This window comes from Nocardia sp. NPDC057272 (assembly GCF_042668615.1).
Taxonomy (GTDB): Bacteria; Actinomycetota; Actinomycetes; order Mycobacteriales; family Mycobacteriaceae; genus Nocardia.
In genome coordinates, this window is the sequence record NZ_JBHUYK010000002.1 from 345,540 (window position 1) to 369,710 (window position 24,171).

Here is a 24,171-nt window from a genome sequence, read left to right on the forward strand (position 1 = left end):
TGCGTGCCGATTCCGTGCGGCCGCAGCACTATCCAGCACCTCGGACAGAGTCTGTCGACGGCAAACCACGAATCGCCGAAGCTATCGGCCGGTGGTTTCGGCCGCCGGTGTGTTCGTGATCTCGACCGCGCACGGGCTGATCGGGTGACTTGTGTTCGGGATGAGCGCAATTCTGTTCGTCGGCGGTGGTGTCGGGTTGTATCGATGCCATGGCAACACAGGAGACCCCGGTCGCCGAGGTAGACAGTTTCACCGCCGAATGGCAGCAATGGCACCGCGAGCAGGAGGCGCGCCTGTCCGACCGGCACGGATTCCTGGCCATCACGAACCTGCACTGGCTCACCGAAACCCCGGAGCGGTTCACCGACGCGCCCGGCACCTGGTCCACCGGTGCCGACGGTGTGGTCGTGGTTCTCGACGAGGGCGAGGAACTGGTCGTGGAGGGGACACCGGTGCGCGGGCGCTACGAGTTCGGTGCGATCGCCGAGCGCGACGGGGTGAACGCTGTGTGGGGTGATGCGGTGATCGAGGTCGCCCGCCGTGGTGGCAACGACATCGTCCGCCCCCGGCACCCGAACAACCAGTTGCGCACCGCCTTTCGGGGCACGCCCGTATTCGCGCCGGATCCGAAGTGGGTGGTGACGGGTCGCTATGTTCGCTTCGAACAGCCGCGACCGACCACCGTCGGCGCCTCGGTCGAAGGCCTCGAACACGTCTACGACGCACCGGGACAGGTCGAGTTCGACATCGACGGTCAACCGCTGCGGCTGACCGCGTTCCCCGGCAGGAACCCCGGCGACCTGTCGGTGCTGTTCACCGATGCCACTTCCGGAGTCACCACCTACGCCGCGAATCGCGTTGTGCAGGTATCGACTCCGGCCGCCGACGGCACCGTCGTGCTCGATTTCAATCGGGCGGTCAACCTGCCGTGTGCCTACACCGATCTGGCGACCTGCCCGCTGCCGCCCGCCGAGAACAGGCTCCCGATCGCGGTCGAGGCTGGAGAGAAGATCCCCTACGAGCGCCAGGGATGAGCGCGCCGCAGATCAGCACCTTGGCGTTCCTGACGCCGGGCAACTATCTCGACGACGATCCGTACACCGGGTTAGAGGACACGCTGCAACTGTTCGAATACGGCGAGCGCCTCGGCTTCGACGGTGCGTGGATCCGGCAGCGCCATCTCGAGCACGGCGTGGGTTCGGCCGCGGTCTTCCTGGCCGCCGCCGCCCAGCGCACCAGTCGAGTGGAGCTGGGCACCGCGGTCATTCCGATCGGCTACGAGAGCCCGTTCCGGCTGGCCGAGGACCTGTCGCTGGCGGATGTGCTGTCGCGAGGGCGACTCCAGCCCGGATTCAGTGCGGGCACCCCACCGCACGCCGATCTCATCGGCGACCTGGTCTTCGATGGTGACTGGCGCAGCTTCGACCTGTCCTACGGTCGCGTGGCCCGCCTGCTCGCGAACCTGCGCGGGGACTACCTCGGCGACGCCGGCACCGTCATCCACTCCCCGGGCAACACCCAGCGTCCCCGCCTTCAACCGCACAGCCCCGGCCTGGCCGATCGTGTGTGGTACGGCGGCGGGAGCGTCCGATCCGTGCACTGGACCGCGGCGAACGGACTGAATCTGCTCAGCGGCAACGTCGTCTTCGGCGACGCCAGCGACGATTTCACCACCTCCCAGCTGACCCTGATCGCGGACTATCGCCGCCTGATCGACCCGGCTCGACCCGCCCGCGTGGCGGTGGGTCGCGTGATCGTGCCGTTCGACAGCGCCGACCACGCGACCCGCGAGCGCTACCGCGCCTATGCCGCGAGCCGCCACGACCGCACCCTCGGCCCGCAGGGCGAACGCCGAATCCTGTTCGCGCCGGACATCGTCGGCACCGCCGAGCAGATCCTGGAACAGCTGCGAACCGACCCGGTACTCGCGCAGACCTCTGAGCTGCGCCTGGAACTGCCCTACGAATTCCACCGTGAGGACTACGAGCAGATCCTGCACGACACCGTGCACCTGATCGCTCCCGAACTGGGTTGGAAACCAACGTTCACGAACGAGGCGCCGACGTCGGTGTGACCGGCGGCTGGATGCATCGCCGACCGTTCGAGCCATCGCCAGCTGTGCGGCGCGGCAATTGCTGCGGGAGAAGGCTGTACGCGCACTGGCTCTCCGCGCAGGCGCAGACCGAGGGCCGAATACGCTGCGGTTCACCGTGCCGCGGGTGCGTGGGCTGCAGACGAGGTCGCACAGGCGGGCGTGATCGCCATCGAATCCGCGCTCGCCGCAGCCGAACTCGTTTTCGACGTGGTGGCGGGTCGATCACCGACCGCACCCTCCGCTTCGACTGGCATCGGCGCAACGCCCGCACCACCGCCGACCACAACCCCCGACCACCGGTCTGTTCCGATCCACCGAGAGAAAGATCCACCCTGATGAGCTACGGCCACTTCGACCGCACCTACACCGCCGCGGAAGACCGCTATGAGAAGGTCCCGTACCGGCGCACCGGCACCTCCGGCCTCGACCTGCCCGCGTTCTCCTTCGGGCTGTGGCAGAAGTTCGGCGCCGATTACGCCTTCGCCACCCAGCGCGAGATCATCCTGCACGCCTTCGATCTGGGCATCACCCACTTCGACAACGCCGACCGCTACGGTCCCCCGCACCGCGCCGCGCAGAAGAACTTCGGCCGGGTGCTCGCCGAGGATCTCGCGCCGTACCGCGACGAGATCGTGCTGTCCACCAAGGCGGGCAACGCGATCGGGCCGAGCCCGTACCTGCGCGGCGGCTCGCGCAAGTCGATCCTGAACTCCCTCGAGCACAGCCTGCGCGATCTCGGCACCGACTACGTCGACATCTTCTACCACCACAGCCCCGACCTCGACACCCCGCTCGAGGAGACCGTGGGCGCGCTGGTCAGCGCGGTGCAGCAGGGCAAGGCGCTCTACATCGGCATCTCCAACTACCTGCCCGACCGCACTCATGACATCGCCGAGCAGTTGCGCGCCGCCGGTGTCCCGCTGCTGATCCACCAGGCTCGCTACTCGATCTACGATCGCCGCCCCGAACAGAACGGTTTGCTCGACACCGCGACCCAGGACGGGTTCGGTGTGATCGTCTACTCACCGCTGGCCCAGGGCCTGCTCACCGACAAGTACCTCGAGACCATTCCCGACGGCGCTCGCGCGCAGAACAGTACGTTCCTGTCCCCCGATGTCATCGACGAGACCTACCGGCAACGCACCGCCGAGCTGAACAAGATCGCCGCCGCGCGCGGGCAGTCGCTGGCCCAGCTGGCCCTGCAGTGGGTGCTGCGCCGCCCCGAGGTCACCTCGGCACTGATCGGGGCGAGTTCGGTGGCCCAGCTAGACCACAACACCGCCGCGCTGAACTTCCCCGACTTCACCGCCGAGGAACTCGCTCTGATCGAGGAGCACGGTGTCCACGGCACCGGCCTGAAGCTCTGATTTCTTTCCGCACACGACCGCGACATTCCCGCCGAGCCCGGCTATCCGACCCCGCCGACCCGCTCGCCTACATCGACACCCCTTGACGATTTGCAACTCCCCCGACGATCTCGCTCGGCGATCCCAGGCGCTCGCTCACGTGACGAAGGGGCGCGCGGCGGTCGATATCATCCCCACCAGGAGACCAACTGCCGCAGCATCTTTCGGTATGTCGATCATCCGGACGCGGTCGGGTCCAGACATACGATCAGCGTCGACGATCTCCCCGGCACCGTTTCTCGTGTCCCGGACTCGGTTACGGGGCCGCGCCGCAGTGGTGCCCAGTGACCGAGTCCTGGGTCGGGACCGGCGGGTGGTCGACCGGAGGGGTGCGCGACAGCGGAATCAGCGCGATCGCGGCGAGGAGGGCGGCCAGCCCGATGGCTACCAGGAATCGCCAGTCACCGAGCCAGGTGGCGGCCAAGGGCGCGCCCGCACGGGAAAGGGCGATCGGGACCGTCATCACGGCGAGGATGCCGGCGAACTGGGGGACGCCGAAGCTGTCGGCGACGATGGAGGGGCGCGCGATCACGCTGGTGCCGTAGCCGGTGCTGAAGGCGACGATGCAGGCCAGCGTCAGCGGCAGTGAGGTGCCTGCCAGCGGCAGTGCCAGCAATCCCGCCCCCTGCAGGGCGAAAGACACTCCTGTCACGCAGGTCATTCCGAAGCGGCGAGCCATCGGGGCCAGGGCCAGGCGGGCGGCGATCTGGGTGACGCCGACGGCGATCGGGAGGGCGGCGGCGAATAGCCGATGTCGCGGAAATAGGTGACCATCATCAGCAGGAAGGCCGAGGTGGACCCACTCTGGGCGACGAAAGACACCACCAGCAGCCAGAATTTGCGGTCACGGAGGGCGTCGCCGCGGGGAACGCCGGTGCGTTGCGCGACCCGGCTGGTGTGCGCGGCCCGCCCCGGCACCGCCCACAGATGCGCGGGCACGACGATCACCGCGAATCCGGCCGCCAACACCAGAAGTGTGGTGCGCCAGCCCAGTTGCGTCTCGAGCCAGCCCGCGAAGAAGTAGTACAGGCTGGTGGCCAGTCCGACGACCGTGGTCACCGCGACGATCGCCGAATCCCGGTGTTCGGGTTCGGTGGCCACTACGAGTACGGCGAACGCCGCCTCATAGGTCGAGGTGGCCAGTGCCACACCGATCAGCGTGAACGCCAGGTACAGCTGAGCCACGTTCTGCACCTGCGACCACAGCACGACCGCGCCGACGCCCAGCGCCGACCCCGCCGTCATCAAGGCCCGCCCACCGTAGCGGTCGAGCAGATTGCCCACTGGCACCGCGGCCAGCGCCCCGATCAGCGTGGAAATGGTGGCGGCGGCGGCGATTTCGGTGCGCGAGACCGCCAGAGCATGCGACATCGGGACCAGCAGCACGGTGAACGCCTGGATCATCGCGCCATAGCCGACGGTCTGGGTCACCGCGAACACCGCGATGAGCCGGAACCGTCGGCTGCGCACCGGGTCGACGGTCAGGACAGCGGCGGCACTCACTCGCCGAGTAGCGGCAGCAGCTGGGAACCCTGGCGTTCGATCTCGCGCAGATACGGGGTGTCGGACAGCACGAAATGGGTGATGCCGAGATCGCGGTATTTGCGCAGCGACTTCGCCACATCCTCGGCGGAACCGACCAACCAGGTGGTACCCGCGCCGCCGCCACCGTATTTGCCCGGCGCGGTGTAGAGATTGTCGTCGAGCACCTCGCCCTGCGCGGCCAGGTCGAGCAGTCGCTGTTGGCCGACGGCGGCGCGGCGGTGCGGATTCGAGGCGCCCTGGCTGTTCTTCGCCATCTCCGCGACCTTCGCCTCGGCATCGGCCCACGCCTGCTCGGTGGTGTCGCGGACGAAAGTCGTGATGCGCAAACCGAATTCGAGCGGCGCGTGCTCACGACCCAGTTCGGCGCTCAGCGCGCGCAACCGTTCGATGCGCTCACGCACCCCTTCCAGCGGCTCACCCCAGAACAACTGGACATCGGCCTCGGTCGTGGCGACCCGTTCCGCCGCCTCGGAGGCGCCACCGAAGTACAGCGTCGGATGACGGCGGTCGCCTCGCGGCTCGATGCGGGGCACCACCGTGGAATCGGTGACCTGGAAGTGCTCGCCACGGTAGGTGACGTTCTCCTCGGTCCACAGCTTGCGGACGAGTTGGAGGAACTCCTTGGTGCGGGCGTAGCGGTCGGCCTGGTCGCCCTCACTGTCGCCGTAGGCGGCCAGGTCGTCTTTGCCGGAGACGATGTTCACCCGCACCCGGCCACCGGAGAGGTGATCGAGGGTCGCCGCTGCGGAGGCGAAGTTCGCCGGGCGCCAGTAGCCGGGCCGGATCGCGATGAGTGGCTCGAAGGACTCGGTCCGCGCCGCCAGCGCCGCGGCGACGGTGAGAGTGTCGGGGCGGCCCCAGCCGGTGCCGAGCAGCGCACCCTTCCAGCCGTGCGCCTGCAGCGCCTTCGCCTGCGTGGTCAGCGTGTCCAGGCTGTTGTGGTCGGCGGCCACGGGCTCGCCGCGATGTCCTGGCGTGACCTGATTGGGGATGTACCAGAGGAATTCGAGACTCATTGTTCGGTGGTTCCGTTCGGTGGTGATCAGCGGGCCAGCGCAGCGAGCTGGGCGCGACGGACATCTGTCGTCTGGCCCTGGACCAGGACGAAGAGGCCAGCGGCGGGTCGCAACACCTGCTCGGTGTAGTCGCGCACTCGGACGAGGAATTCGTCGTTCGCGTTGTCGTGCGCTGCGTTCACGTCGAAAGTATCGACCCGCACAACGAGCGAAAGCCTTTATCTACCTCCGCTTCATACCGAGCAGTACCGCTTCTACCTGCGTAGACAGGAGGTCAACGGAGATAAATTCCCGCAGAGCGAGAAGTCGGTGCGACGCGTCTGGCGACGAGGATCCGCCGCGGGCCACGGCGCGGCATTCCTGATCCTCGCAAGTTCGGTGCGCGGCGATCTGCGGGGCGACAGCCTATTTCCTGTCGATCGGGCTGAATTCAATGGTTGACCTCGCCACAGCGGACCGGTCGTGTTCACCCGGCCACCCCCGCTGGCCACCGGTGATCGTTGCCGGCATCGCTGTGCCGCCCGTATTCCGACTGGCCGCCCGGGATCCGGCCTACTACTCGGTGCCCGGCATGGGACGTTGCATCAGGCACCGTTCACCGAACCACAGAAATGGCAGACGATGGCACCGAACCCACTGCACCTGGGTGTCGCGCTCGACGGCGCGGGCTGGCACCCGGCCGCCTGGCGAGCACCGAACTCGCGGCCCACCGAATTGTTCAGCGCCCGATACTGGGCCGACCTTGTCGGCACCGCCGAGCGCGGTCTGCTCGACTTCGTCACGATCGAGGACAGCCTGCGTGTGCCCGGTCCGCTGCACACCCGCGACGACGAGGCCGTAGACCAGGTCCGCGCCCGTCTCGACGCACATCTCATCGCCGCGACGCTCGCCCCGACCACCCACCACATCGGTCTCATCCCCACGGTGACGACCACCCACACCGAACCGTTCCACGTCTCCACCGCCATCGCCACCCTCGACTACACCTCCCGTGGCCGCGCGGGCTGGCAGGTTCGAGTCTCGGCCGGCGCCGAGGAAGCCCAGCACTTCGGGCGCCGCGAGATCACCGACCCGACACCCGCCGAGTTCGCCGACATCATCGCGACCAGCAATCTCCCCGAACACGCCGAAGCACTGTTCGAGGAGGCCACCGACGCCGTCGAGGTGGTGCGGCGACTATGGGACAGCTGGGAGGACGGCGCCGAGATCCGCGACGTCGCCACCCGCCGCTTCATCGACCGCGACAAACTGCACTACATCGACTTCGAAGGCCGCTTCTTCAGTGTCCGCGGTCCCGCCATCACCCCGCGCCCACCACAAGGTCAGCCGGTGGTCACAGCACTCGGCCACGCCGAGCGCGTCTACGAATTCGCTGCCGCGGCAGCCGATCTCGTCTTCGTCACACCCACACGCGAGCACGGACCGGCGGAGATCCTGCGACAGGTCGCGACCGCCGCCGCGACCAGGGTGGGCGAACCGCTGCGGGTCTACGCCGACGTGGTCGTCTTCCTCGACACCGACGAGGACACCGGCGCGCAACGCCTGTCCCGGCTCAACGACCAGTCCGGTGCCGAATTCACCTCCGACGCGGCCACTTTCACCGGTAGCGCCGAGGAACTCGCCGATCTGCTCGCCGACTGGGATGCCCAGGGTGTCGACGGGTTCCGGCTGCGTCCCGGTGTCGCGGTCGATGACCTGGCCGCGATCGCGGGCAGACTCGTGCCCGCCCTGCAGCATCGCGGATTGTTCCGCACCAGCTACCCCGAGGGTTCCCTGCGCGGACTACTCGGCCTGTCGACCACCGTGCCCAACCGTTACGCCAGAGTGTGAGGTCCCACCGATGAGTACACCCCGCAAGCAGGTCATCCTCGGCGCCTACCTCGGCGGCGTCAACCATCACACCGCCTGGTGGCACCCGCAGGCGGGCAGCCAGATCGATTTCAGCTCCTTCGAACACACCGCGCGTACCGCCGAACGGGGCAAGTTCGACTTCTTCTTCCTCGCCGAAGGACTCATCCTGCGTGAACGCGCGGGCCAGATCTTCGACCAGGACATCATCGGCCGTCCCGACACCTTCGGCGTGCTGGCCGCCATCGCCTCGGTCACCGAGCACCTCGGCCTCGCGGGCACCATCAACGCGACGTTCAACGAGCCCTACGAACTCGCCCGGCAGTTCGCCACTCTCGATCACCTCTCCGGCGGGCGCGCCGCCTGGAACGTGGTCACTTCCTTCGACGCGTTCACCGGACAGAACTTCCGGCGTGGCGGCTACCTCGACCCGGCCGACCGGTACGTGCGGGCCGAGGAGACATTGAATGCTGTTCGAGCCCTGTGGGATTCGTGGAACGTCGACGATATCGCCGCCGACAAGGACAGCGGGCGATTCCTGGCCCGGCCCGATGCCGGTGCGTTCGAGTTCCGCGGTCGGCAGTTCGACATCTCCGGCCGGTTCACGGTGCCGCGCAGCCCGCAGGGCAGGCCGGTGATCCTGCAAGCCGGCGTCTCACCACAGGGACGCGATTTCGCCGCCGCCAATGCCGACGCCATCTTCTCCCCCTACGGCAAGCTTCCCGAAGCCGCGGACTTCTATCGCGACATCAAGGCTCGCGCGGTAGCGGCCGGGCGCTCGCCCGACGACATCAAGATCCTGCCGTCGGCGAGTTTCGTCCTCGGCGACACCGAAGCCGAGGCGATCGAGAAGTACCACGCCATCCGCAACGAACAGGTCACCGGACAGACCGCGCTGATACTGCTCGAACAGATCTGGAACCGGGACCTGTCCGGCTACGACCCAGAGGGGCCGATCCCCGATGTCGAGCCCGATCCCGACGCGGCACCGTTCATCCAGGGCCGCGCCTTCCTGCACCAGGACCGTTTCGCCACGGTCGAACGGTTGCGTGAGGTCTCCGAGGCCAAGAAGCTGACCCTGCGCGAAACCGTGATCGACCAGTTCGAGCGCGGCCCGATCGTCGGAACACCGGCCCAGGTCGCGGAGAAGATCGACGATTTCGTCAGCAGCGACGGCTCCGACGGTTTCATCCTCGGTTCCCACCTCGTCCCGACCGGCCTGGACGAATTCGTCGACCGCGTGGTCCCCCTGCTCCAAGACCGCGGCGCCCTCCGCGCCGAGTACACCGGAACCACCCTGCGAGACAACCTCGGCCTGCCCGACCTCCGATCGGCCACCGTATCCGTCGATGCCTGAGTGATGTTGCTGCTGTGGGCATCTCGTGCCGGTGCCCACAGCAGACCGTCCCACACCTGGCCGCGATCTCACGGATCCGCGGCGTCCCCCTGGGTCCTAACAGCACTGGCCGCCGGCGCGGTACTCGTCCTTGCCGCGCCGGATAGGACTACGACACAGACCCTAGGGTGCCGAGCAGGCGGCAGCGTCCAAAGCGCGCGAGCCTTCCTGGTAGCGGTCATCCATCAGGTCCTGGTTGAGGGCGATCGTCATGGCACGGCCTGTGGTGAGGACTACGCCGTCATAGGTCACCGTGCCCGACAGACCGCCGGTATGGCCCCAGAGCTCGTTGCCGCACGACATGGTGATTCGCGCCAGGCCGAGACCGTAGGCCCATTTGCTGTCCACTCCGGTTGGCCGGACGTTCTTCATCTCCGCCAATTGCGCGGGCGGGAGCAGCTTTCCGTCCAACAGGGCGAGGAAGAAGTGGTTCAGGTCCGCGCCGGAGGCGACCATCGCACCGGCCGCACCGGCCCACGATACGTTCTGGCTGGTGTAGTCGACTCGTACGCCACCAATTTCGGTGTACCCCTTCGGATGTGGGCCACGGATGTCGACTTCATCAGAACTCGGATAATAGGTGTTCTGCAAGCCGAGGGGCTCGATGATGCGGTGAGTGACCTCAGCGCCCACCAGGTTTCCGGTGATCTGCTCGATCACCAAGCCGGCGATGGCGTAGTTCGTGTTGGAGTATGCCCATCGCGCACCGGGCTCGAAATCGGCGGGCGCGGTGAGCGCGTCGCGGACCACTTGGGCGATATCCGTTATCCCCCACCGGACTTGCTCGGTGAGGCCCGCGACCTGGCCAGGCTTGGGCGGCGCCCCGAACTCGGCCGCATATTCGGGCAGCCCACTGGTGTGCTGCAACAGGTTTCGGATCGTGATCCGATCGCCGTCGATGCCCGGCCCGTGCACCACCCCCGGCAGATACCGTTCCACCGGCGCATCCAACTCGACCCTGCCCTCAGCCACCAACTGCAGCATCACGGTGGCGACGAACGGCTTGGTGTTACTGGCAATCCGGAGCCGATCGTCGTCGGAAAACGGCCTGCCGGTATCCAGGTCGGCCACACCTGCGGTGACTGTCCAGGTATGCCCGCTATCGGTGATCACCGCCTGAGCCCCCGGATAGCCCTGGCGCACCGCACTGTTCAGCGCGTCCGTGATCTCTGCCCGCCCCGCTTCCGTGGCGCCGGGCGAAGTATCCACGCCGCACGACGTGGCTATCAAGACCGTCATCCCCAGCATCGCAAGTTTCATCCGCATCCCATGAAACTAGGGAGAACGCCCTGCCACGAGAAGCCTGCCGACTCCCCAAAACCCGGTAGTGCTGACACTACCGACGACGACTATCGAGTGGCGCGCAGATCTCCGAAGACTCCGACGCAGTTACCGCCGGTCGTATCGGTCACTTGAAGCCGTAGGCGCAGCGGCTTGTCGAATTCGAGATGGACCGGCACCGTGGCACCGAGTTTCACCACCACATCGGTGAGCAGCGCTCCGTCGGCGTAGATCTGGAACTGCACAGCGATGTCGCTGGGCGTCGAATCGTCCTGAATGCCCAGCACTCCATCGAGCCGGGTGAACTTGCGCCCCAGGTCGTACTCGACGAACGCCAACTGCTCGAAGTAGGGCTCGAGCAGGACAGAGCGACTGTAGGACGTCCCCGACACCTGGCTGGGCCCGACCTCGAGATCCGAGTACTTTCCTCCGGACAGGGCCTTGAAATCCATCACGTACTGCACCGCATCGGTGCTCACATCCGACAGTGCGCCCGAGGTAGAACTCGAGGTCGTCGTCGAAGTCGAAGTGGCCGTGGCAGATCGAGACGAAGTCGCAGCGGTGGCAACGGCACTCACCCGCGGCGGGGTCGTGGAAACGGTCGCCGCTACTTCGCTCGTCGTGGCGGCCGAGCGCTGCGTGGCCAGTACCACCACCGCGCCGATCAGCAGGACACACGTGATCCCCAACGCGACGGTGGCCACGAGCCACGGATTGCGTCGATCGTCCGCGGGCGACGGCAGGTCCGCGAAGATGGCGTCCAGGTCCGCTTGGGTGACAGCGGAGGTGATCTGTTGAGCCCGCAGATCGAATTCCCGGAGATCGATGCGACCGGCCGCCTGATGCTCGGTGAGAACCGCCAGAGCGCGATCCTTTTCGACTGTCCCGATCCGTGGAGTCATTTTCTCTTCCGATGTACGGAGTGCGGGAAATCCACACTCAGCCGATAGTTTGCTGAAGTAGTAACTTTGACGAAAGAATTACCCCGCCGACGCCCGGCTCAGCGCTTGCGACCGGGGGGCTCAGTGCAGTGCACCCGGGGCTTTCCCCACGCGTTCTTGGCATCCTGGGATCGCCTCGTGTCGAGCAACGTCAGCCGGACGACACCGGAAATGTCGATATCGACCTCGCGGGCGGCGTCCGCCATCGACATCTCGCCCGCGAAGGCCTCTCGATCATCGGTCTGCACAACGAAACGGCCCACACCGTCGGACGAAGCGGAATCGGCGTCCTTGCCGATCCAGACCGAGAAACGATCACACTTGCCGCCCACCGCCCATATCGCGCGGTTCATCGGGTCGGACGTCGTGGACGGGTAGTACCCGACGATGCTGCTGGGGAAGCTCGCCGAACCGATCCGAACAGGATCGACCGGGTCGAATCCGTTGTTCCAGGTGACGGATCGGTACGAGGTCAGCTCGTACCACCCAGCGGAGGGCGCAACCGTCGGGGACACGACTTTCGATGTGGGAACGACGGACATGGTGGGCGTCGTCGCGGCGGTGGGCAGGGCACGCTCGTCCGTCGACGTCGGGTCCGGCGATGCCGAGGTCGCCGAGGTGAGTCGCTCCAGAAACGACAACGCGCCTTCGGCATTCGCGAGAGCTGCGACCGCCAAGGCCGACACCGTCGTCGCGGCCAGCCATCGCGATCGCCTCGCTTTGATGAAACTCAAGACATGCTCCAGTCCAGATCCATGACAGTGGTGACACTGTTCGCGGCAGCGTTGCCGACAGCACACCCACCGGGTAGATAAATACGTCACTATTTGTTCTGCCGCAACCTGATCGGCGAAATCGGAACGCCCGAATCGATACCGTTCGGAATTGAATTCCGGTCGGTCGGGTCAATCCACCGCGCGAACCAGCTTCTGTTGTTCGGTTTTGAGTTGTCCGTAGGTGTCGCGCACATAGCGCACATAGGTCGCACCCGGGTGCGGCACCAAGGACCGAACGTGCACGCCGTCGGATTCGGCGGCCAGTTGCACTTCGACGGACGCGACATGCGAACAGAACGTCAGCAGCGGTTCCGGTACTTGGTAGTCCGGTACGAGATCGGCGTGTTCGATGATCAGATCACGCATCGCCCGGTTCACCGGCATCAACGCGTGGTCGCGCCACCGACGCCAGTTGTCGGTGGCGAGGTCGGGACGGCGGTGGGACGCGGCGGGCAACTGCGATTCACGCAGCTTCTCCCAGATGCGCTCGTTGATGTCGACCATGACGTGCAGCGGGCCGTACAGCTCACGAATCTGCCTGCTGATCCTGAGCAATCGCGCCTGCCGGCGTTCCTGCGCGAGCTGGCCGCGCTGGTTGAGCAGGTAGGCGAGTCCGGCGACCGAGACGGTCGTCACGGCCGTGATGAGAGCGGCGACCATGTTCACGGATTTCACCGTAGTGACGGCGAGGCCGAATCGGGATAGTGCTGGTGTTCAGGCGATTACAGAGTTTTCCAGCCGACTTCCGACAGGAGTCGCCGTCCCCTCTGAACGAGACTCGAACTTTTCGGCTCGGGCCGCGATCTCGGCGACACGAGCAGTGTCACGTACCTGGGTGCACAGATCGATCGCAGTGCGCCAGTGTTGTCGCGCAACCGCCGTTTCGCCCCGGGCGCCCGCGACCTTTCCGAGCCCGTCGTGGCCACGAGCCTGCTCGACGGGACTGCCCGCCATCCGTCCGAGCGCGACAGCGCGGTCGAAGGCCTCCCACGCGTCAGCGAGATCGTCCAGCGCCAGATAAGCGTCGCCGAGCACGTTCGAGGTCATGGCCTCGTCGACGAACAGGTTGAACGTCCGGAACATCTCCGACGCTTTCAGCAGCCTCGGCACGGCGTCGAAAAATCGGCCGATGTTCACCTCGATGAGGGCGGTATCACGCAACAGGATGGCCCTGTTGCGTGGAGTGCCGTGCACGTCGACGAACGCGAGTGCGCGGAGACTGAGCTTCAGCGCCTGCTCGAATTCCCGCCTGCGCACGTGCACCCATGCCTGGTGGGCCACAGCGGTGTGTTCGCCGTGCCGATCACCGAGACGCACGAACAGCAGCCGGGCTCGCTCGTACAGCGCCGCAGCAGCCACGTCGTCACCGGCGGTCATCGTGGCGAGACCGAGGTTGTTGCAGGTCACAGCCTCCGCGTACTGATTGCCGGCCCGCACCGCAGCGGCCACAGCCAGCCGATGGGTCTCGGTCCACAACTCGATGTCCTTGGTGATGAACGCGAACCCACGCACCGCGAAGGCGAGCTGCCAGCACTGCTCGTCGAGCCCGTACCGGGCCGCGGCACGTGCCACGGCGACCATGTTGTCGCGCTCGGCGGTCATCGCCCGCATGGCCTCCTGGTAGGTCGATACCGTCGCGTCGAGGCCGAGCGAGCTGGGCGCCATCTGCGCGCGATGCCGAGACGGGGTCAGGATCCGGTCCATGCCGTCGGCGAACACGGTGTACCGGTCGACGAGGCGAGTGACGGCCGCCCGCGTGGTGACATCGTCGAAGCATGCGACGGCGCGACGACGCGCGAAGTCGCGCAACAGATCGTGGAATCGGTATCGCCCGCGCGCGTCGGGTTCGAGCAGGTTCACCTCGACCAGCAGGCGCAGGTGCCGCCACATCGCCGAGGGCTCCACGCCCATCAGGGCCGCGCCGCTCCGGAGGTCGAAACTCGTCCCCGGGTGCAGGCCGAGCACGGTGAACGCGCGCGCCGAATCCGCCGGCAGGCGAGCCACGGAGTGCTCGAACAACGTCGCGACATCGCGATCGCCGTCGTGCAGCATCTCCAGCTCGACCAGCGGCTCGGCGCCTCCTCCCGCGGATGTCGGCCACATCTCGCTGCGCAGGATCGCCGCGGCGATCCGCACAGCCACCGGCAGTCCGTGGCACTGCCGAGCGATCGCGGCGCTCTGCTGAGGAGTCGGTGTGCGCTCAGCGGGCAGCCCGCCCGTGAGGCGATCGAGCAGCGCTACCGAATCCTCGTCCGCCAGCCGTCCGATCGGCACTCGATCCACCTCGTCGAGTCCGTTGAGCGTGCCGCGGCTGGTGACCAGAATCGTGGAGGCGCCCGCTCCCGGCAGCAGCGGCGCCACATGGGCCGCGTCCAGGACATTGTCGAGCAGAACGAGATATTTCCCCGCACCGAGCATCTCCCGCAGTAGCGAGATTCGCGAATCCGGTTGAGCGGGAACTAATTCAGGATCTAGACCCGACTGGCGTAGCAGCGCGCCCGCGGCTACTTCCGCTGCCACGACCGGCCCTGCGGCGTATCCGTGAAGGTCGAGAAACAGGCAGCCGTCGGGGAATCGGGGTAGCAGACGGCGGGCGGCGCGAACCGCGAGCGCGGTTTTGCCCACACCTCCGAGACCCGACAGCACACAGACCGCGCTACCGGCTCCCGCTATCGCGATCACTCGGTCGAGTTCGCGTTCGCGACCGTGCAGAACCGCGATGTCGCGCGGCAGGTAGGTGTGCTGGTTCGCCACCCCTGCCGAGGTCTCGGGATCGCGACCGCCATCGACGGTTCTCTTGACACCCCCGGACTCGCCGCGCCGCTCGATCTCGAGCGTGTCTCGCAGATCGGTCAGCCGCTTGGCCTCGTCCCCCGAGATGTGCAGCGCCGCCAGCAATCTGTCGAGACGCCCGGTGCTCGGCAGTGTGCTTCCTTTCAAATACGCGTACACACTGCTGGTAGAAACGTTGAGCTGCTTGGCTATTCGTGAGCACTCCACCCGGCCGTGCGTCTTCTCGGCTCGCAGTGCGGCAGCGTTCAGCTCACCGGCGAATCGTTCCATCTCCGGTGTTCGCTCCTTGCCGCCCATCGTCAGCCTCCTGCTCGGATCGCACAGCACCGCTCAGGGTTTTCGAGTGCTTTCCAGAACCCCAGGCGCCTCGCACCTCGATCGTGCTGGCATGACGGCTCAGTCTACCGAAGGAGACGACCGTGTCCGATGCGATGAGTCGACCGAAATCCCTGGAACATATCCCCTTCGACGACACCACGGCGGGGCCGAGTGGCGCCCCGTCCCGTCCGTACGGTTTGGTGCTGGACACCGACGGGCGAATTCTGCTGGTGGACAGAACAGAGGAACTCCTCGACCGCCAGTTCTCACAGGTCACCACCGAGACGTTCGACGCGCCGACCGCGACGGCGCGACATCGACTACCCGTGGACCGCAACGGGTTCCGGCGCGATGCCCACCGGGGCGCGTGAGCGGAGTGTTTCGCCACATCTCTCTCGTCGACTCCGTCCTCACCGCGATCGACCGGCACGTCGCCGCCCACCCGCCGGAACGTGGCGGCGGACTGCTCGGGCCGTTGGGGCTTCCCCTGATCACAGCGTTCCTTCCGGACCCGGACGCGATCTCGACCGCGACGACCTTCCGCATCTCGCCCGCGTTCCAGCGAGAGCTCACCCGGACAGAAGAGACCGAGCCCGACCTCGAACTCAAGGGAATCGTGCACTCGCACGCCAAGGGCGCGGAGCACCCCTCGGCAGACGACCTGGAGGCCATCACCGATTGCCTCCGCCTGGCCCCCTGGCTCGGAAGGTACGTCACTCCCATTGTCACGCACCAGAATCAGCGCACGAGAGACCACCAGGTGCTGCTGCCGAACGGTCTCCTGTCCGTCTTCGTCTCGGTGCCGACCCCGCTGGGGACGGTCGAGGTCCGTCCCGCCCGAGTTCAGATCCTGCCGGTCGGTCGCGACTGCACGAGTCTCGCGACAGCACTCGGCACATCGGTCTCCACACCGAGAACGGTCGATGTCGAGGGAGTCGTCCACGTCACGGCGGTGATGCGTACGGCGGGACTGGAGTTGACGCTGCTGTTCCCACTGCTGTACCCGACACAGGCGCCGATCGTGCTCGCCGAGCGCACCGACGAATTCGACAGTGGCAGGTCGACATTGCTGGATCGCTTCGGCATCGACCACCGACACCACCGCATACTCCCGCTGCCCCTCACCTGGGACCTGACCGTTCCAGCGGAATCCCGGTTGGCGCGTGCGCTACACGTCGCGCCGGATCCGTGGTGAATTCCTGCCGCGATGCGGCCCGGAACCCGGTCCCGGTCGCCTACCATTCTGGGCCGTCACCGGCTTCGGATGGGTGGAGTCCTTATATCTGCTAATCGTATTCCACTCGGGCAGAACGCATTCGGGACGTTTATCAGAAGGGAAGAAATGAAGAACACGACAATGATGGCACCGACGCGGGCTGTTGAGCAGCCCACCGCGCTCCAGTGAGTACCGAGCAGGACGCGGCCACCACGGCAGCTGGCGACAACGTAGCTCCCCGGGTGTTCGTCTCCTACTCGCACGACTCACCCCAGCACAAGGAACTAGTGCGCGAGTTCAGCACATTCCTCCGCAGCGAGGCGGGCGTCGACGTCCGGCTCGACGCCTGGGACGACTACGAGCGCCGCGACTGGTCGCTGTGGGCCATCGAGCAACTGACCAACGCGGACTTCGTCCTCGTCATCGCCTCCCCCGCCTACAAACGCCGCGCGGACGGCACCGCCGCCGCGGACGAGGGGCGCGGCGCGCAATTCGAGGCGGCGATCATCCGCGACGGCCTCACCAGAGATCTACGCGGGGAAACCCGACGGATCCTGCCGGTCATCCTCCCGGGCCGCTCGGTCAACGAGGTCCCGGTGTTCCTGGCTGCCCATTCCACCACTCACTACGAGATCAGCGAATTCACGACCGAGGGCATCAACGATCTGCTCGCGGCGTTCAGCGGAGTCACCGAACATCCTGCCCCGCGTCGCGGCAAGTGGGTCGGCCCGCAGTTCGGTAGCCGACGCACCGAACCGCAGAGTGCCGACGCACCACGTAAACGCAAGGCACAGCTGCTCACCGACGCTTTCGACCCGATCACGCGAGGCCCGGATCTGCAGATCACCGGAGCCGATCTCAACGGAATCCACTACGGCAACAGCATTGTTCACCGCTGCGCGAACTTCTGCGGCGACCCGCGCAGCCCGATCGAGTACAACCTGCGCCGGTCGTTTCGAGAGTTCGAAACCGTGGTCGGCGTCCTCGACGACGCCGTGGACGCACGGCAGATCGGCTACTTCCAGGTCTTCCTCGACGGCGAGGCGCAGAAACAGGTCGAGGTGGCCCATGGTGAGCCGGCGCGCATCCGCTACGACGTGAGCGATGTCCTGCGGCTTCGCCTGGTCGCCTATCGGCCTGACACGGTCGCCAATCCGATGCTGGCAGGCTTGGGTGCCGCTGTCGGGCGCCCCAGCAAATTACCGGCCCTGGCCTGGGGAAACCCCACGCTGTTCACCTGAGCCGACCTCTCGTTTTCCAGTGGCGTTCAGCGTTTTCCAGCGTTTCCACGCCACGCGCCGGAACATCGCCGCGGCCGTGCATCCTCGATTCGGCAACGCCCATGGCGTCGTCACGAGAAGGCCCGCCGATTCGGGCGCCGGGCGGGGTGCGCTCGAATCGGCGCACCTCCGCCCATCGGAAAACGGATAAGAGGATATCGAATGCGATTTGTCAACGCATTGTTCGTAGCAGTATTCGGAATCATGCTCTGTGTAGCGGGATTCAATTTCTATGGTTCCGGCGCGATCGTGCTGATCGCCCTGGGTCTGCTATCCGTCGGGTACGGCGGATATATCGCGTTCTCGCGTGGCAGCTACTTCATGACGGATTGGTTCTACGCGCTCCCCATCGTCGGCGGGCTCGTTCTCTTCGCCGGCCTCAATCGTTGACAGGGAGCGGACCGCACATGACATTCCGACGCATCCTTCCGGTGACCGTAGGCATCCTCGTGGCTCTGACACCCGTCTCGTGCGGGCAGGACCCCAAGGATGTGACCTGTTCGGAGTTCGCCGCGATGAGCTACGAGGACCAGAACGACACCCTCGACGACCTACTGGCCGACCATGATCTGGAGACGCTGTCCACCGCCAACACCATCGGTGTGCGCAGTGAAGTGGACTCCTATTGCGGCACCTTCGGATTCAGCAAGGACACCGGCGGCAAGGCAGGCCGCAACGGCGCGGAGTCGATCGACAACGCCGTCGACTGGGACTCCGGGACATGGGGCTGAACCCGCCCGCCGCGGACCATCGCGGCCGGATCCGCATTTCGGGAAAGGTGAATACGCAATGACCGTGGAAATTGCCGTCGCCATGTTGATCGCCTGGGCGGTCGGCAAGGCCAACCGGGTCGGGAAACCCATCAATGGACTCACCGACGAAGCGCTGGACCTCGCGGTGAATCGAGTACGCAACGCCGTGGTTGCCAAGCTCGGTGGCGACCCGGCCGTACAGCAGTTGCTGAACGAGGCCCGCGCGACCAACGGTGCGGTGTCCTCGGCCACGCAGGTCGCCGCCGAACGGTCCATTTCGGTCGCGGTCGCCGGCGACAGCGGCTTCAGTGCCGAACTCGACCGGCTGACCGCACCGCCGACTCCGCCACCTGCCCCGGCCGGTTCCGGGTCGCAGTACAACAACTCCGGCACTTTCGCCGGTGTGATGGGCGGTATCAACGCCACCGGCCCGGTCAATGTGAAGAGCAAGATCGTGCATCAGGCCAAGCGCCATCCGGTACTCACGACGTTCGTTGTCGTCGGTGCGGTCGCGCTGCTCGGCTTCTCCGCCGACCGGCTGATGAGCGATCCGACCTCGGGTCCACAGCCTGGTGGTGGCGCAGAGGCCATGGCAGGCACGTGGACAGCATCCGACGGTACCGGAACCAAGACCTTCAATTCCGACGGTGGCCGGTGCGACGGATTCTTCTACAACAACGGCGAACCGCTCGACATCGGCGGACCGATGACATGCTCGATATCCAGCAAAGCCGATACGGAGGGCCGGTACACGTTGATAGTGACGCAGAGCCCCAATCGAGCGAAATACCTCGTCGAGTTCACAGATGCCGAGCACGCCTCCGTTTTCGATGCGTCCGGGACCGAGCTCTACGATCTCGAGCGTTTCTGACCGGAAGGAGCGGACCGCGGCGGCGCTGAACGGCGATACGCGCCGCCGCACCGATACGTTCATCACTGCCGCAGCGAGGTTCTCCGCTGTCGACTACGCGTACAGCATTACGGCAGGATCGAGCCGACGCCACTTTCCTCATCGAAGCCCAACGCCAAGCCGGGCTCTAAGAGGTCGACCGCCAACTCACCCAGCTGAACCGATCCGGGACCTTCGAAGGTATCCGAGCAATGTTCGGACGGCCGAGTCCATCGAGCAGGTTCGCCAGTGGATTCGCCAATGGCGCTCGGCCTGGTCCAGCGGCAACGGTCAATGGGCTGTCACCAAGCAACGGAGAAGTCGCCGGACGCATCGGATTTCGGCAGTCGGACCTCACCGAGGTCGTCACCGAACTCGCCTACTGGACCTTGCCCGCCCGGCGCGGGCACTCCATCGCGCCTGGCGCCGCAAACATGCTGACCCGTTGGGCTTTTCACGACGTCGGATTCGACCGGATCGAGCTCACCCACTCGGTCCACAATCTGCCATCGTGCCGGGTCGCAGCCAAATGCGGATTCCCCTTCGAGGGCACACTGCGTGGAGCCGGGCGCCACAGTGACGGCCGCCACGACATGCACCTCTACGCCCGGCTCCGCACCGACTGATACCCGGCCCGGTCAGCGAGGACACGCGAAGGCAGCGCGCCACAGCCGATCGCCGCAGCCTCGGAGACATCGAGATCAGTCCCGAACAGATTAAGGTGCGTCTGCTTGGGCACCCGATTGCCGGGCCACTCCGGCGGTATGTGGTCCCGGGCCCAATTGCGCTCTGAGCCAAGACATCCACGGCAAAGGTGCGGCGTTCCCGGCTACTCAGTCGAGACAGAATTCGTTGCCCTCGACGTCCTGCATCACCAGACACGACTCGTTGACGCCATCGGCACGCAGTAGTCGCAGGCGCACCGCGCCGAGTGCGATCAGCCGTGCGCATTCGGCTTCGAGTGCGGCGACGCGCTCCTCACCCACGAGCCCGGTGCCCACCCGCACGTCGATGTGAAGCCTGTTCTTGACGACCTTCCCCTCAGGCACGCGCTGGAAATACAGGCGCGGGCCCACACCTGAGGGATCGACACATGCCGAGCCGGTGTGCTCGTACCCCAATACCTCGGACCAGAAACGAGCAACACGCTCGGGCTCCGCGCAGTCGAAGGTGACCTGGATCTGTTTAACCGACACCATCGATCCACCATAGAGAGCAAGTCTCGAGTCGTCTCCACTTCGGATCGTCACGCTCACAACACGGGCAGTGCGCGCCGCAATGACAACTCAGGTTGTCAATCTTGGCAGACTGAGTTTCCGTCATCGAAGTCGCGCCGATCAGCGACAACTTCAGTTGTCAACGGCCGTGGCAGTTGGCCACCGTTTGCGGGCCGCCTGTCGGCTGATCCCGACCAGTCGGCCCACATCACCGTAGGACGCGCCGCCGGCCAGCGCGATCCTGGCGCACTCGTCGACCCGTTCAGCAGCAGCCCGACGCGCGGCGTCCGCTTCGGCCAGCGCCGCCAGGGCCGTGCTCGGCTCTTTCGGCTCCGGCGGCAAACCATCCATCACCAGCGGGCGCAGGCACGGTCCGACCAACTCGACCAACCGTTCCGCCGGAGCATCGGATACCCCGGGAATGTGCACCATGTAGCGCGCGACCAGCACTCCGAGCACCAGCGTGCCGATCAACGCGGACCGCCGCTCAGCATCCGGGCCGACCAGCACGCGCGTCCACGGGCTCGTTTCCGGATTCACGATCGCGCAGCGCACGGCATGGGCGGCCTCCGGATGAGTGAGCATCGACCGCAGTACCGGCATCGTCCGGTCGTCCTTGCGGTCCACATCCGCCAAGGCGTGCCGAAGCAGGCGTTCACCGAGCTCCTCCGGCGGGCCTTCCAACGCGTCGTCGAGGGTGATCGGAATGCCCGAGACCGCATCGAACAGCGCGTTCTTCGCACCGAAATGCTGCATCACCAGCGCCGGATCAACATCGGCGCGCTGCGCGACGGCCCGAATCGTGGTCTCGAGGTAACCACGCTCGGCGAAGAGCTCGCGCGCCGCGTCCAGGATCAGCTGCCGGGTCTGGCTGCGCCGCTCGGCCCGGCTGACGGGCGCAGACGCCGCGTCGAGTTCGTGCCCTGTCATCGCAACCTCGCTCAACATCTGTAGACGAAATAGGCAGACGTGCCTATGCTGATCTCAGTCTACAAGCGTAGAGCAGAAGCGCAGTGCCGCGCAGCAGCTCGACCTTTCCCGAATCCTTCGAACGGATGTCGATGACCAGCCGAGATACCCAGCCCGCCACCCGAGCTCACGACGAGACCGCGCAGACGGCGGGCAGACACAACCGCCGCCTGTCGATCGTGTTGGGCATTATCGTGACCTGCCAGCTCATGGTCGCGGTCGACAGCAATGTCGTCAATATCGCCCTGCCCGAAATCCGTTCCGGACTCGACATGTCCGGACCGGCACTCGCCTGGGTGTTCAGTGCCTACTCACTGGCCTACGGTGGCCTGCTGCTGCTGGGCGGCCGGGCCGGCGACCTTCTCGGCAGGCGCCGGATGTTCATCTGGGGACTCGCCCTCGTCGTGGCCGCCTCGATCCTCGGCGGCGTCGCACCCGATGAGAGCTTGCTGATCGCCGCGCGGGCGCTGCAAGGCGTCGGCTTCGCCTTCGCGAGCCCCGCCGCCCTGTCGATGATCGCCGCCACCTTCGCCGATGGGCCTGAACGCACGCGCGCGCTCGGGGTGTTCTCCATGGTCACCGGATTCGGTATCACGCTCGGCTTGATCCTCGGCGGCATCCTCACCACCCTGAGTTGGCGTCTGGTGTTCTTCGTCAATGTGCCGATCGGCGTGCTGACCATCGTGCTCGCGCTGCGCTACCTGACCGAAACCGAGCGCCACACAGGCACATTCGATCTGCTAGGGGCGATCTTGTCCACCCTCGGCATGGTCTGTGTCGTCTACGGGCTGACTCACGGGTCCGACGGTTGGGCCGAGCCGGTCACCGTGGTACCGATCGTTGTCGGCATCGTGCTCATCGCGGCGTTCGTCTGCGCCGAACGGCGCGCCGATCACCCGGTCATGCCGTTGCGGCTGCTCGGCGATCCGGTTCGGGCCGGCGCCTACCTCACATTCGTTCTGCTGATGGCGGCCATGGCAGGTACCTACATCCTGCTCTCGCTCTACATCCAGGAAGCGCTCGGTTTCAGCCCGCTGATCGCCGGAATCGCCTTCCTTCCCATGGCTTCGGTCCAGTTCGCCGTCGCGAAGGCGGCGCCGAGACTGATCGCCCGATTCGGCCGCAAGCAGGTATTGCTCACCGGGGTGGTCCTGATGATGCTGGAAGCGATCTGGCTGACCACCACCCATGAATCGACCAACTACTTCACCGGCGTTCTCGGCCCCTTCGTTCTGCTCGGCGCCGGTCTGAGCCTGGCCTTCGTCACGCTGAACATGACCGTGCTCGGCGGACTCGAGCCTCGCGACATGGGCGCCGCGTCCGGGCTGCTCCAAGCGACCCAGCAGCTGGGACTTTCGCTGGGCGTGGCCATTCTGACCACCATCTATCAGTCGGCCCGAGCCGAACGGGCCCAGGAAAGCACCGGGGCCGCGGATATCCTCGCGCACGGCATGTCCAGCGCCGTGATCGCTGCCGTGATCTTCACGGCGGCGGCCCTGCTGATCAGCCTGTTCGTTGTCAAGGTACCCGAGCAGGCGGTCGCGGCCTGACGTCCGTTCGGCCCCTGCGGACGTAGTTCGACAGCGACCAGACGAAGTGCTTGCTCCCGCACCTGACCCGCGACCGTAATTGTTGCGGGTGAATGCCGATTGCCGCCTCTCGTCGGACCGCGCCTTGTTAAGAGGAATCCACTCCGGTAAACTCTGAGCAACCCACGAAATGCGGATACTGCACCCCCGCAGACAATTTCGCTGGGCATGTGATCCTCGATGATGCACCGCGACACCGAGCAAACAGTCGCGCACGAATAGAACCCCTCATCGCGACGATATCCAATACACGTGGTCCACGGACAGACGATTCGAAAAGTAGAAGTTTCCGACAGGACCTGCTTCCATTCAACCGCGTCGAGTGGGCGGTCCTCAGTATCACCGAGGAGTCGATCATGACCGGCAACACGTCACCGGTATACAACGCCCCCGAGGAAGAGCCCTTCCAGCGGGAGGCGGTCGCCGAGGGCATATCCATCGCCGCCGCGTTCATGCTTGTCATTTTGGCGGCGGTCTCCATTCTGCAGGGCATCTCCGCGATCGCGGACGACAAGTTGTATGTCGCCGGAATCGAATACGTCTACGAGTTCGACACCACGACGTGGGGCTGGATTCATGTCGTGCTGGGCGCCGTCGCGCTGATCTGTGGCGTCGGACTCGCGATCGGGTCGACGTGGGGTCGGTACGGCGCGCTGGGGATCTCCGCACTGGTCATCGTCGCGAACTTCATGTCCCTGCCGTACTACCCGGCATGGTCCATCGTGATCATCGCGCTGAGTGTCGTGATCATCTGGGCTGTCTCCACCTGGCGACCCGAACGCTGAGTCCTCGTCGGATCTCTCCCCGATAGCTCGTCTACCGGTGGGCGCGACGCCGACCAGGA

General features: G+C 66.0%; 25 protein-coding genes. 14 read left to right on the top strand and 11 right to left on the bottom strand.

Annotated features, from left to right (window positions below; all coding sequences use genetic code 11):
- The first annotated feature begins 209 nt into the window (after window positions 1-209).
- The 3 genes from ACFULV_RS04585 (at window position 210) to ACFULV_RS04595 (ending at window position 3,462) form a co-directional block, all read left to right on the top strand.
- A complete protein-coding gene (locus ACFULV_RS04585; protein ID WP_378653105.1) occupies window positions 210-1,034 on the top strand; it encodes a DUF1684 domain-containing protein in 825 nt (274 codons plus the stop codon).
- Window positions 1,031-2,074 carry an LLM class flavin-dependent oxidoreductase gene (locus ACFULV_RS04590; RefSeq protein WP_378653108.1) on the top strand — a complete coding sequence of 348 codons (1,044 nt, stop codon included), beginning with the start codon at window positions 1,031-1,033 and terminating at the stop codon, window positions 2,072-2,074. Before ACFULV_RS04585 ends, ACFULV_RS04590 begins: the two co-directional genes overlap by 4 nt.
- A 356-nt stretch (window positions 2,075-2,430) precedes the next feature.
- Window positions 2,431-3,462 (top strand): aldo/keto reductase, encoded by a 1,032-nt coding sequence (locus tag ACFULV_RS04595; protein ID WP_378653110.1) that lies wholly within the window; start codon window positions 2,431-2,433, stop codon window positions 3,460-3,462.
- A 295-nt stretch (window positions 3,463-3,757) separates the two neighbouring features.
- Here the strand turns inward: ACFULV_RS04595 and ACFULV_RS04600 are convergent, their stop codons facing one another.
- Genes ACFULV_RS04600 through ACFULV_RS04615 form a run of 4 tightly spaced genes read right to left on the bottom strand, consistent with a single transcriptional unit; the run spans window position 3,758 to window position 6,244 of the window.
- On the bottom strand, window positions 3,758-4,153 hold the full coding sequence (locus ACFULV_RS04600; protein WP_378653112.1) for a hypothetical protein: 396 nt from the start codon (window positions 4,151-4,153) through the stop codon (window positions 3,758-3,760).
- A 5-nt stretch (window positions 4,154-4,158) separates the two neighbouring features.
- Entirely contained in the window at window positions 4,159-5,004 is an 846-nt protein-coding gene (locus tag ACFULV_RS04605) for an MFS transporter (RefSeq protein WP_378653114.1), read from the bottom strand.
- Window positions 5,001-6,062 (bottom strand): LLM class flavin-dependent oxidoreductase, encoded by a 1,062-nt coding sequence (locus ACFULV_RS04610; protein WP_378653117.1) that lies wholly within the window; start codon window positions 6,060-6,062, stop codon window positions 5,001-5,003. The genes ACFULV_RS04605 and ACFULV_RS04610 overlap by 4 nt, the downstream gene beginning before the upstream one ends.
- 26 nt (window positions 6,063-6,088) lie before the next feature.
- The gene (locus ACFULV_RS04615) at window positions 6,089-6,244 is read right to left on the bottom strand and encodes a hypothetical protein (RefSeq protein ID WP_378653119.1); all 156 of its coding nucleotides are present in this window, start codon (window positions 6,242-6,244) and stop codon (window positions 6,089-6,091) included.
- Between the two features lie 439 nt (window positions 6,245-6,683).
- Between ACFULV_RS04615 and ACFULV_RS04620 the strand changes: the two genes are divergently transcribed.
- Both ACFULV_RS04620 and ACFULV_RS04625 read left to right on the top strand, forming a co-directional pair.
- Window positions 6,684-7,892 (top strand): LLM class flavin-dependent oxidoreductase, encoded by a 1,209-nt coding sequence (locus ACFULV_RS04620; RefSeq protein ID WP_378653122.1) that lies wholly within the window; start codon window positions 6,684-6,686, stop codon window positions 7,890-7,892.
- Between the two features lie 10 nt (window positions 7,893-7,902).
- The gene (locus ACFULV_RS04625) at window positions 7,903-9,267 is read left to right on the top strand and encodes an NtaA/DmoA family FMN-dependent monooxygenase (protein ID WP_378653123.1); all 1,365 of its coding nucleotides are present in this window, start codon (window positions 7,903-7,905) and stop codon (window positions 9,265-9,267) included.
- Between the two features lie 162 nt (window positions 9,268-9,429).
- On the opposite strand, the gene ACFULV_RS04630 is transcribed toward ACFULV_RS04625, so the two are convergent.
- From ACFULV_RS04630 to ACFULV_RS04650, 5 genes are all read right to left on the bottom strand, one after another.
- Window positions 9,430-10,572: a serine hydrolase domain-containing protein gene (locus ACFULV_RS04630; RefSeq protein ID WP_378653126.1), complete on the bottom strand. Its 1,143-nt coding sequence runs from the start codon at window positions 10,570-10,572 to the stop codon at window positions 9,430-9,432.
- A gap of 83 nt (window positions 10,573-10,655) precedes the next feature.
- Window positions 10,656-11,489, bottom strand: coding sequence for a DUF1707 domain-containing protein (locus ACFULV_RS04635; protein ID WP_378653128.1), 834 nt, complete (start codon window positions 11,487-11,489; stop codon window positions 10,656-10,658).
- Window positions 11,490-11,587: 98 nt separating this feature from the next.
- On the bottom strand, window positions 11,588-12,262 hold the full coding sequence (locus ACFULV_RS04640) for an NPCBM/NEW2 domain-containing protein (RefSeq protein WP_378653131.1): 675 nt from the start codon (window positions 12,260-12,262) through the stop codon (window positions 11,588-11,590).
- A gap of 171 nt (window positions 12,263-12,433) precedes the next feature.
- Entirely contained in the window at window positions 12,434-12,970 is a 537-nt protein-coding gene (locus tag ACFULV_RS04645) for a hypothetical protein (protein WP_378653133.1), read from the bottom strand.
- Between the two features lie 48 nt (window positions 12,971-13,018).
- The gene (locus tag ACFULV_RS04650) at window positions 13,019-15,394 is read right to left on the bottom strand and encodes an NB-ARC domain-containing protein (protein ID WP_378653136.1); all 2,376 of its coding nucleotides are present in this window, start codon (window positions 15,392-15,394) and stop codon (window positions 13,019-13,021) included.
- 122 nt (window positions 15,395-15,516) lie between these two features.
- Between ACFULV_RS04650 and ACFULV_RS04655 the strand changes: the two genes are divergently transcribed.
- The 7 genes from ACFULV_RS04655 (at window position 15,517) to ACFULV_RS04685 (ending at window position 20,178) form a co-directional block, all read left to right on the top strand.
- A complete protein-coding gene (locus ACFULV_RS04655) occupies window positions 15,517-15,786 on the top strand; it encodes a hypothetical protein (RefSeq protein ID WP_378653137.1) in 270 nt (89 codons plus the stop codon).
- The gene (locus tag ACFULV_RS04660) at window positions 15,783-16,610 is read left to right on the top strand and encodes a Mov34/MPN/PAD-1 family protein (protein ID WP_378653140.1); all 828 of its coding nucleotides are present in this window, start codon (window positions 15,783-15,785) and stop codon (window positions 16,608-16,610) included. The genes ACFULV_RS04655 and ACFULV_RS04660 overlap by 4 nt, the downstream gene beginning before the upstream one ends.
- A gap of 206 nt (window positions 16,611-16,816) precedes the next feature.
- On the top strand, window positions 16,817-17,872 hold the full coding sequence (locus tag ACFULV_RS04665; protein ID WP_378653143.1) for an SEFIR domain-containing protein: 1,056 nt from the start codon (window positions 16,817-16,819) through the stop codon (window positions 17,870-17,872).
- Between the two features lie 201 nt (window positions 17,873-18,073).
- Complete coding sequence (locus tag ACFULV_RS04670; RefSeq protein ID WP_378653145.1) at window positions 18,074-18,301, top strand: hypothetical protein; 228 nt, start codon at window positions 18,074-18,076, stop codon at window positions 18,299-18,301.
- Window positions 18,302-18,318: 17 nt separating this feature from the next.
- Window positions 18,319-18,642, top strand: a complete 324-nt coding sequence (locus ACFULV_RS04675) for a hypothetical protein (RefSeq protein ID WP_378653148.1) — start codon at window positions 18,319-18,321, stop codon at window positions 18,640-18,642.
- A gap of 58 nt (window positions 18,643-18,700) precedes the next feature.
- Window positions 18,701-19,534 (top strand): hypothetical protein, encoded by an 834-nt coding sequence (locus ACFULV_RS04680; RefSeq protein WP_378653150.1) that lies wholly within the window; start codon window positions 18,701-18,703, stop codon window positions 19,532-19,534.
- A 230-nt stretch (window positions 19,535-19,764) separates the two neighbouring features.
- Entirely contained in the window at window positions 19,765-20,178 is a 414-nt protein-coding gene (locus ACFULV_RS04685) for a GNAT family N-acetyltransferase (protein ID WP_378653152.1), read from the top strand.
- Window positions 20,179-20,385: 207 nt separating this feature from the next.
- Here the strand turns inward: ACFULV_RS04685 and ACFULV_RS04690 are convergent, their stop codons facing one another.
- Window positions 20,386-20,751, bottom strand: a complete 366-nt coding sequence (locus tag ACFULV_RS04690) for a VOC family protein (protein WP_378653154.1) — start codon at window positions 20,749-20,751, stop codon at window positions 20,386-20,388.
- Window positions 20,752-20,901: 150 nt separating this feature from the next.
- Complete coding sequence (locus ACFULV_RS04695) at window positions 20,902-21,699, bottom strand: TetR/AcrR family transcriptional regulator (RefSeq protein ID WP_378653157.1); 798 nt, start codon at window positions 21,697-21,699, stop codon at window positions 20,902-20,904.
- Window positions 21,700-21,830: 131 nt separating this feature from the next.
- Here ACFULV_RS04695 and ACFULV_RS04700 point away from each other — a divergent pair, with 131 nt between their 5' ends.
- Window positions 21,831-23,288, top strand: a complete 1,458-nt coding sequence (locus tag ACFULV_RS04700; protein ID WP_378653159.1) for an MFS transporter — start codon at window positions 21,831-21,833, stop codon at window positions 23,286-23,288.
- A 395-nt stretch (window positions 23,289-23,683) separates the two neighbouring features.
- Window positions 23,684-24,112: an acetyltransferase gene (locus ACFULV_RS04705; RefSeq protein WP_378653162.1), complete on the top strand. Its 429-nt coding sequence runs from the start codon at window positions 23,684-23,686 to the stop codon at window positions 24,110-24,112.
- Window positions 24,113-24,171 lie beyond the last annotated feature (59 nt).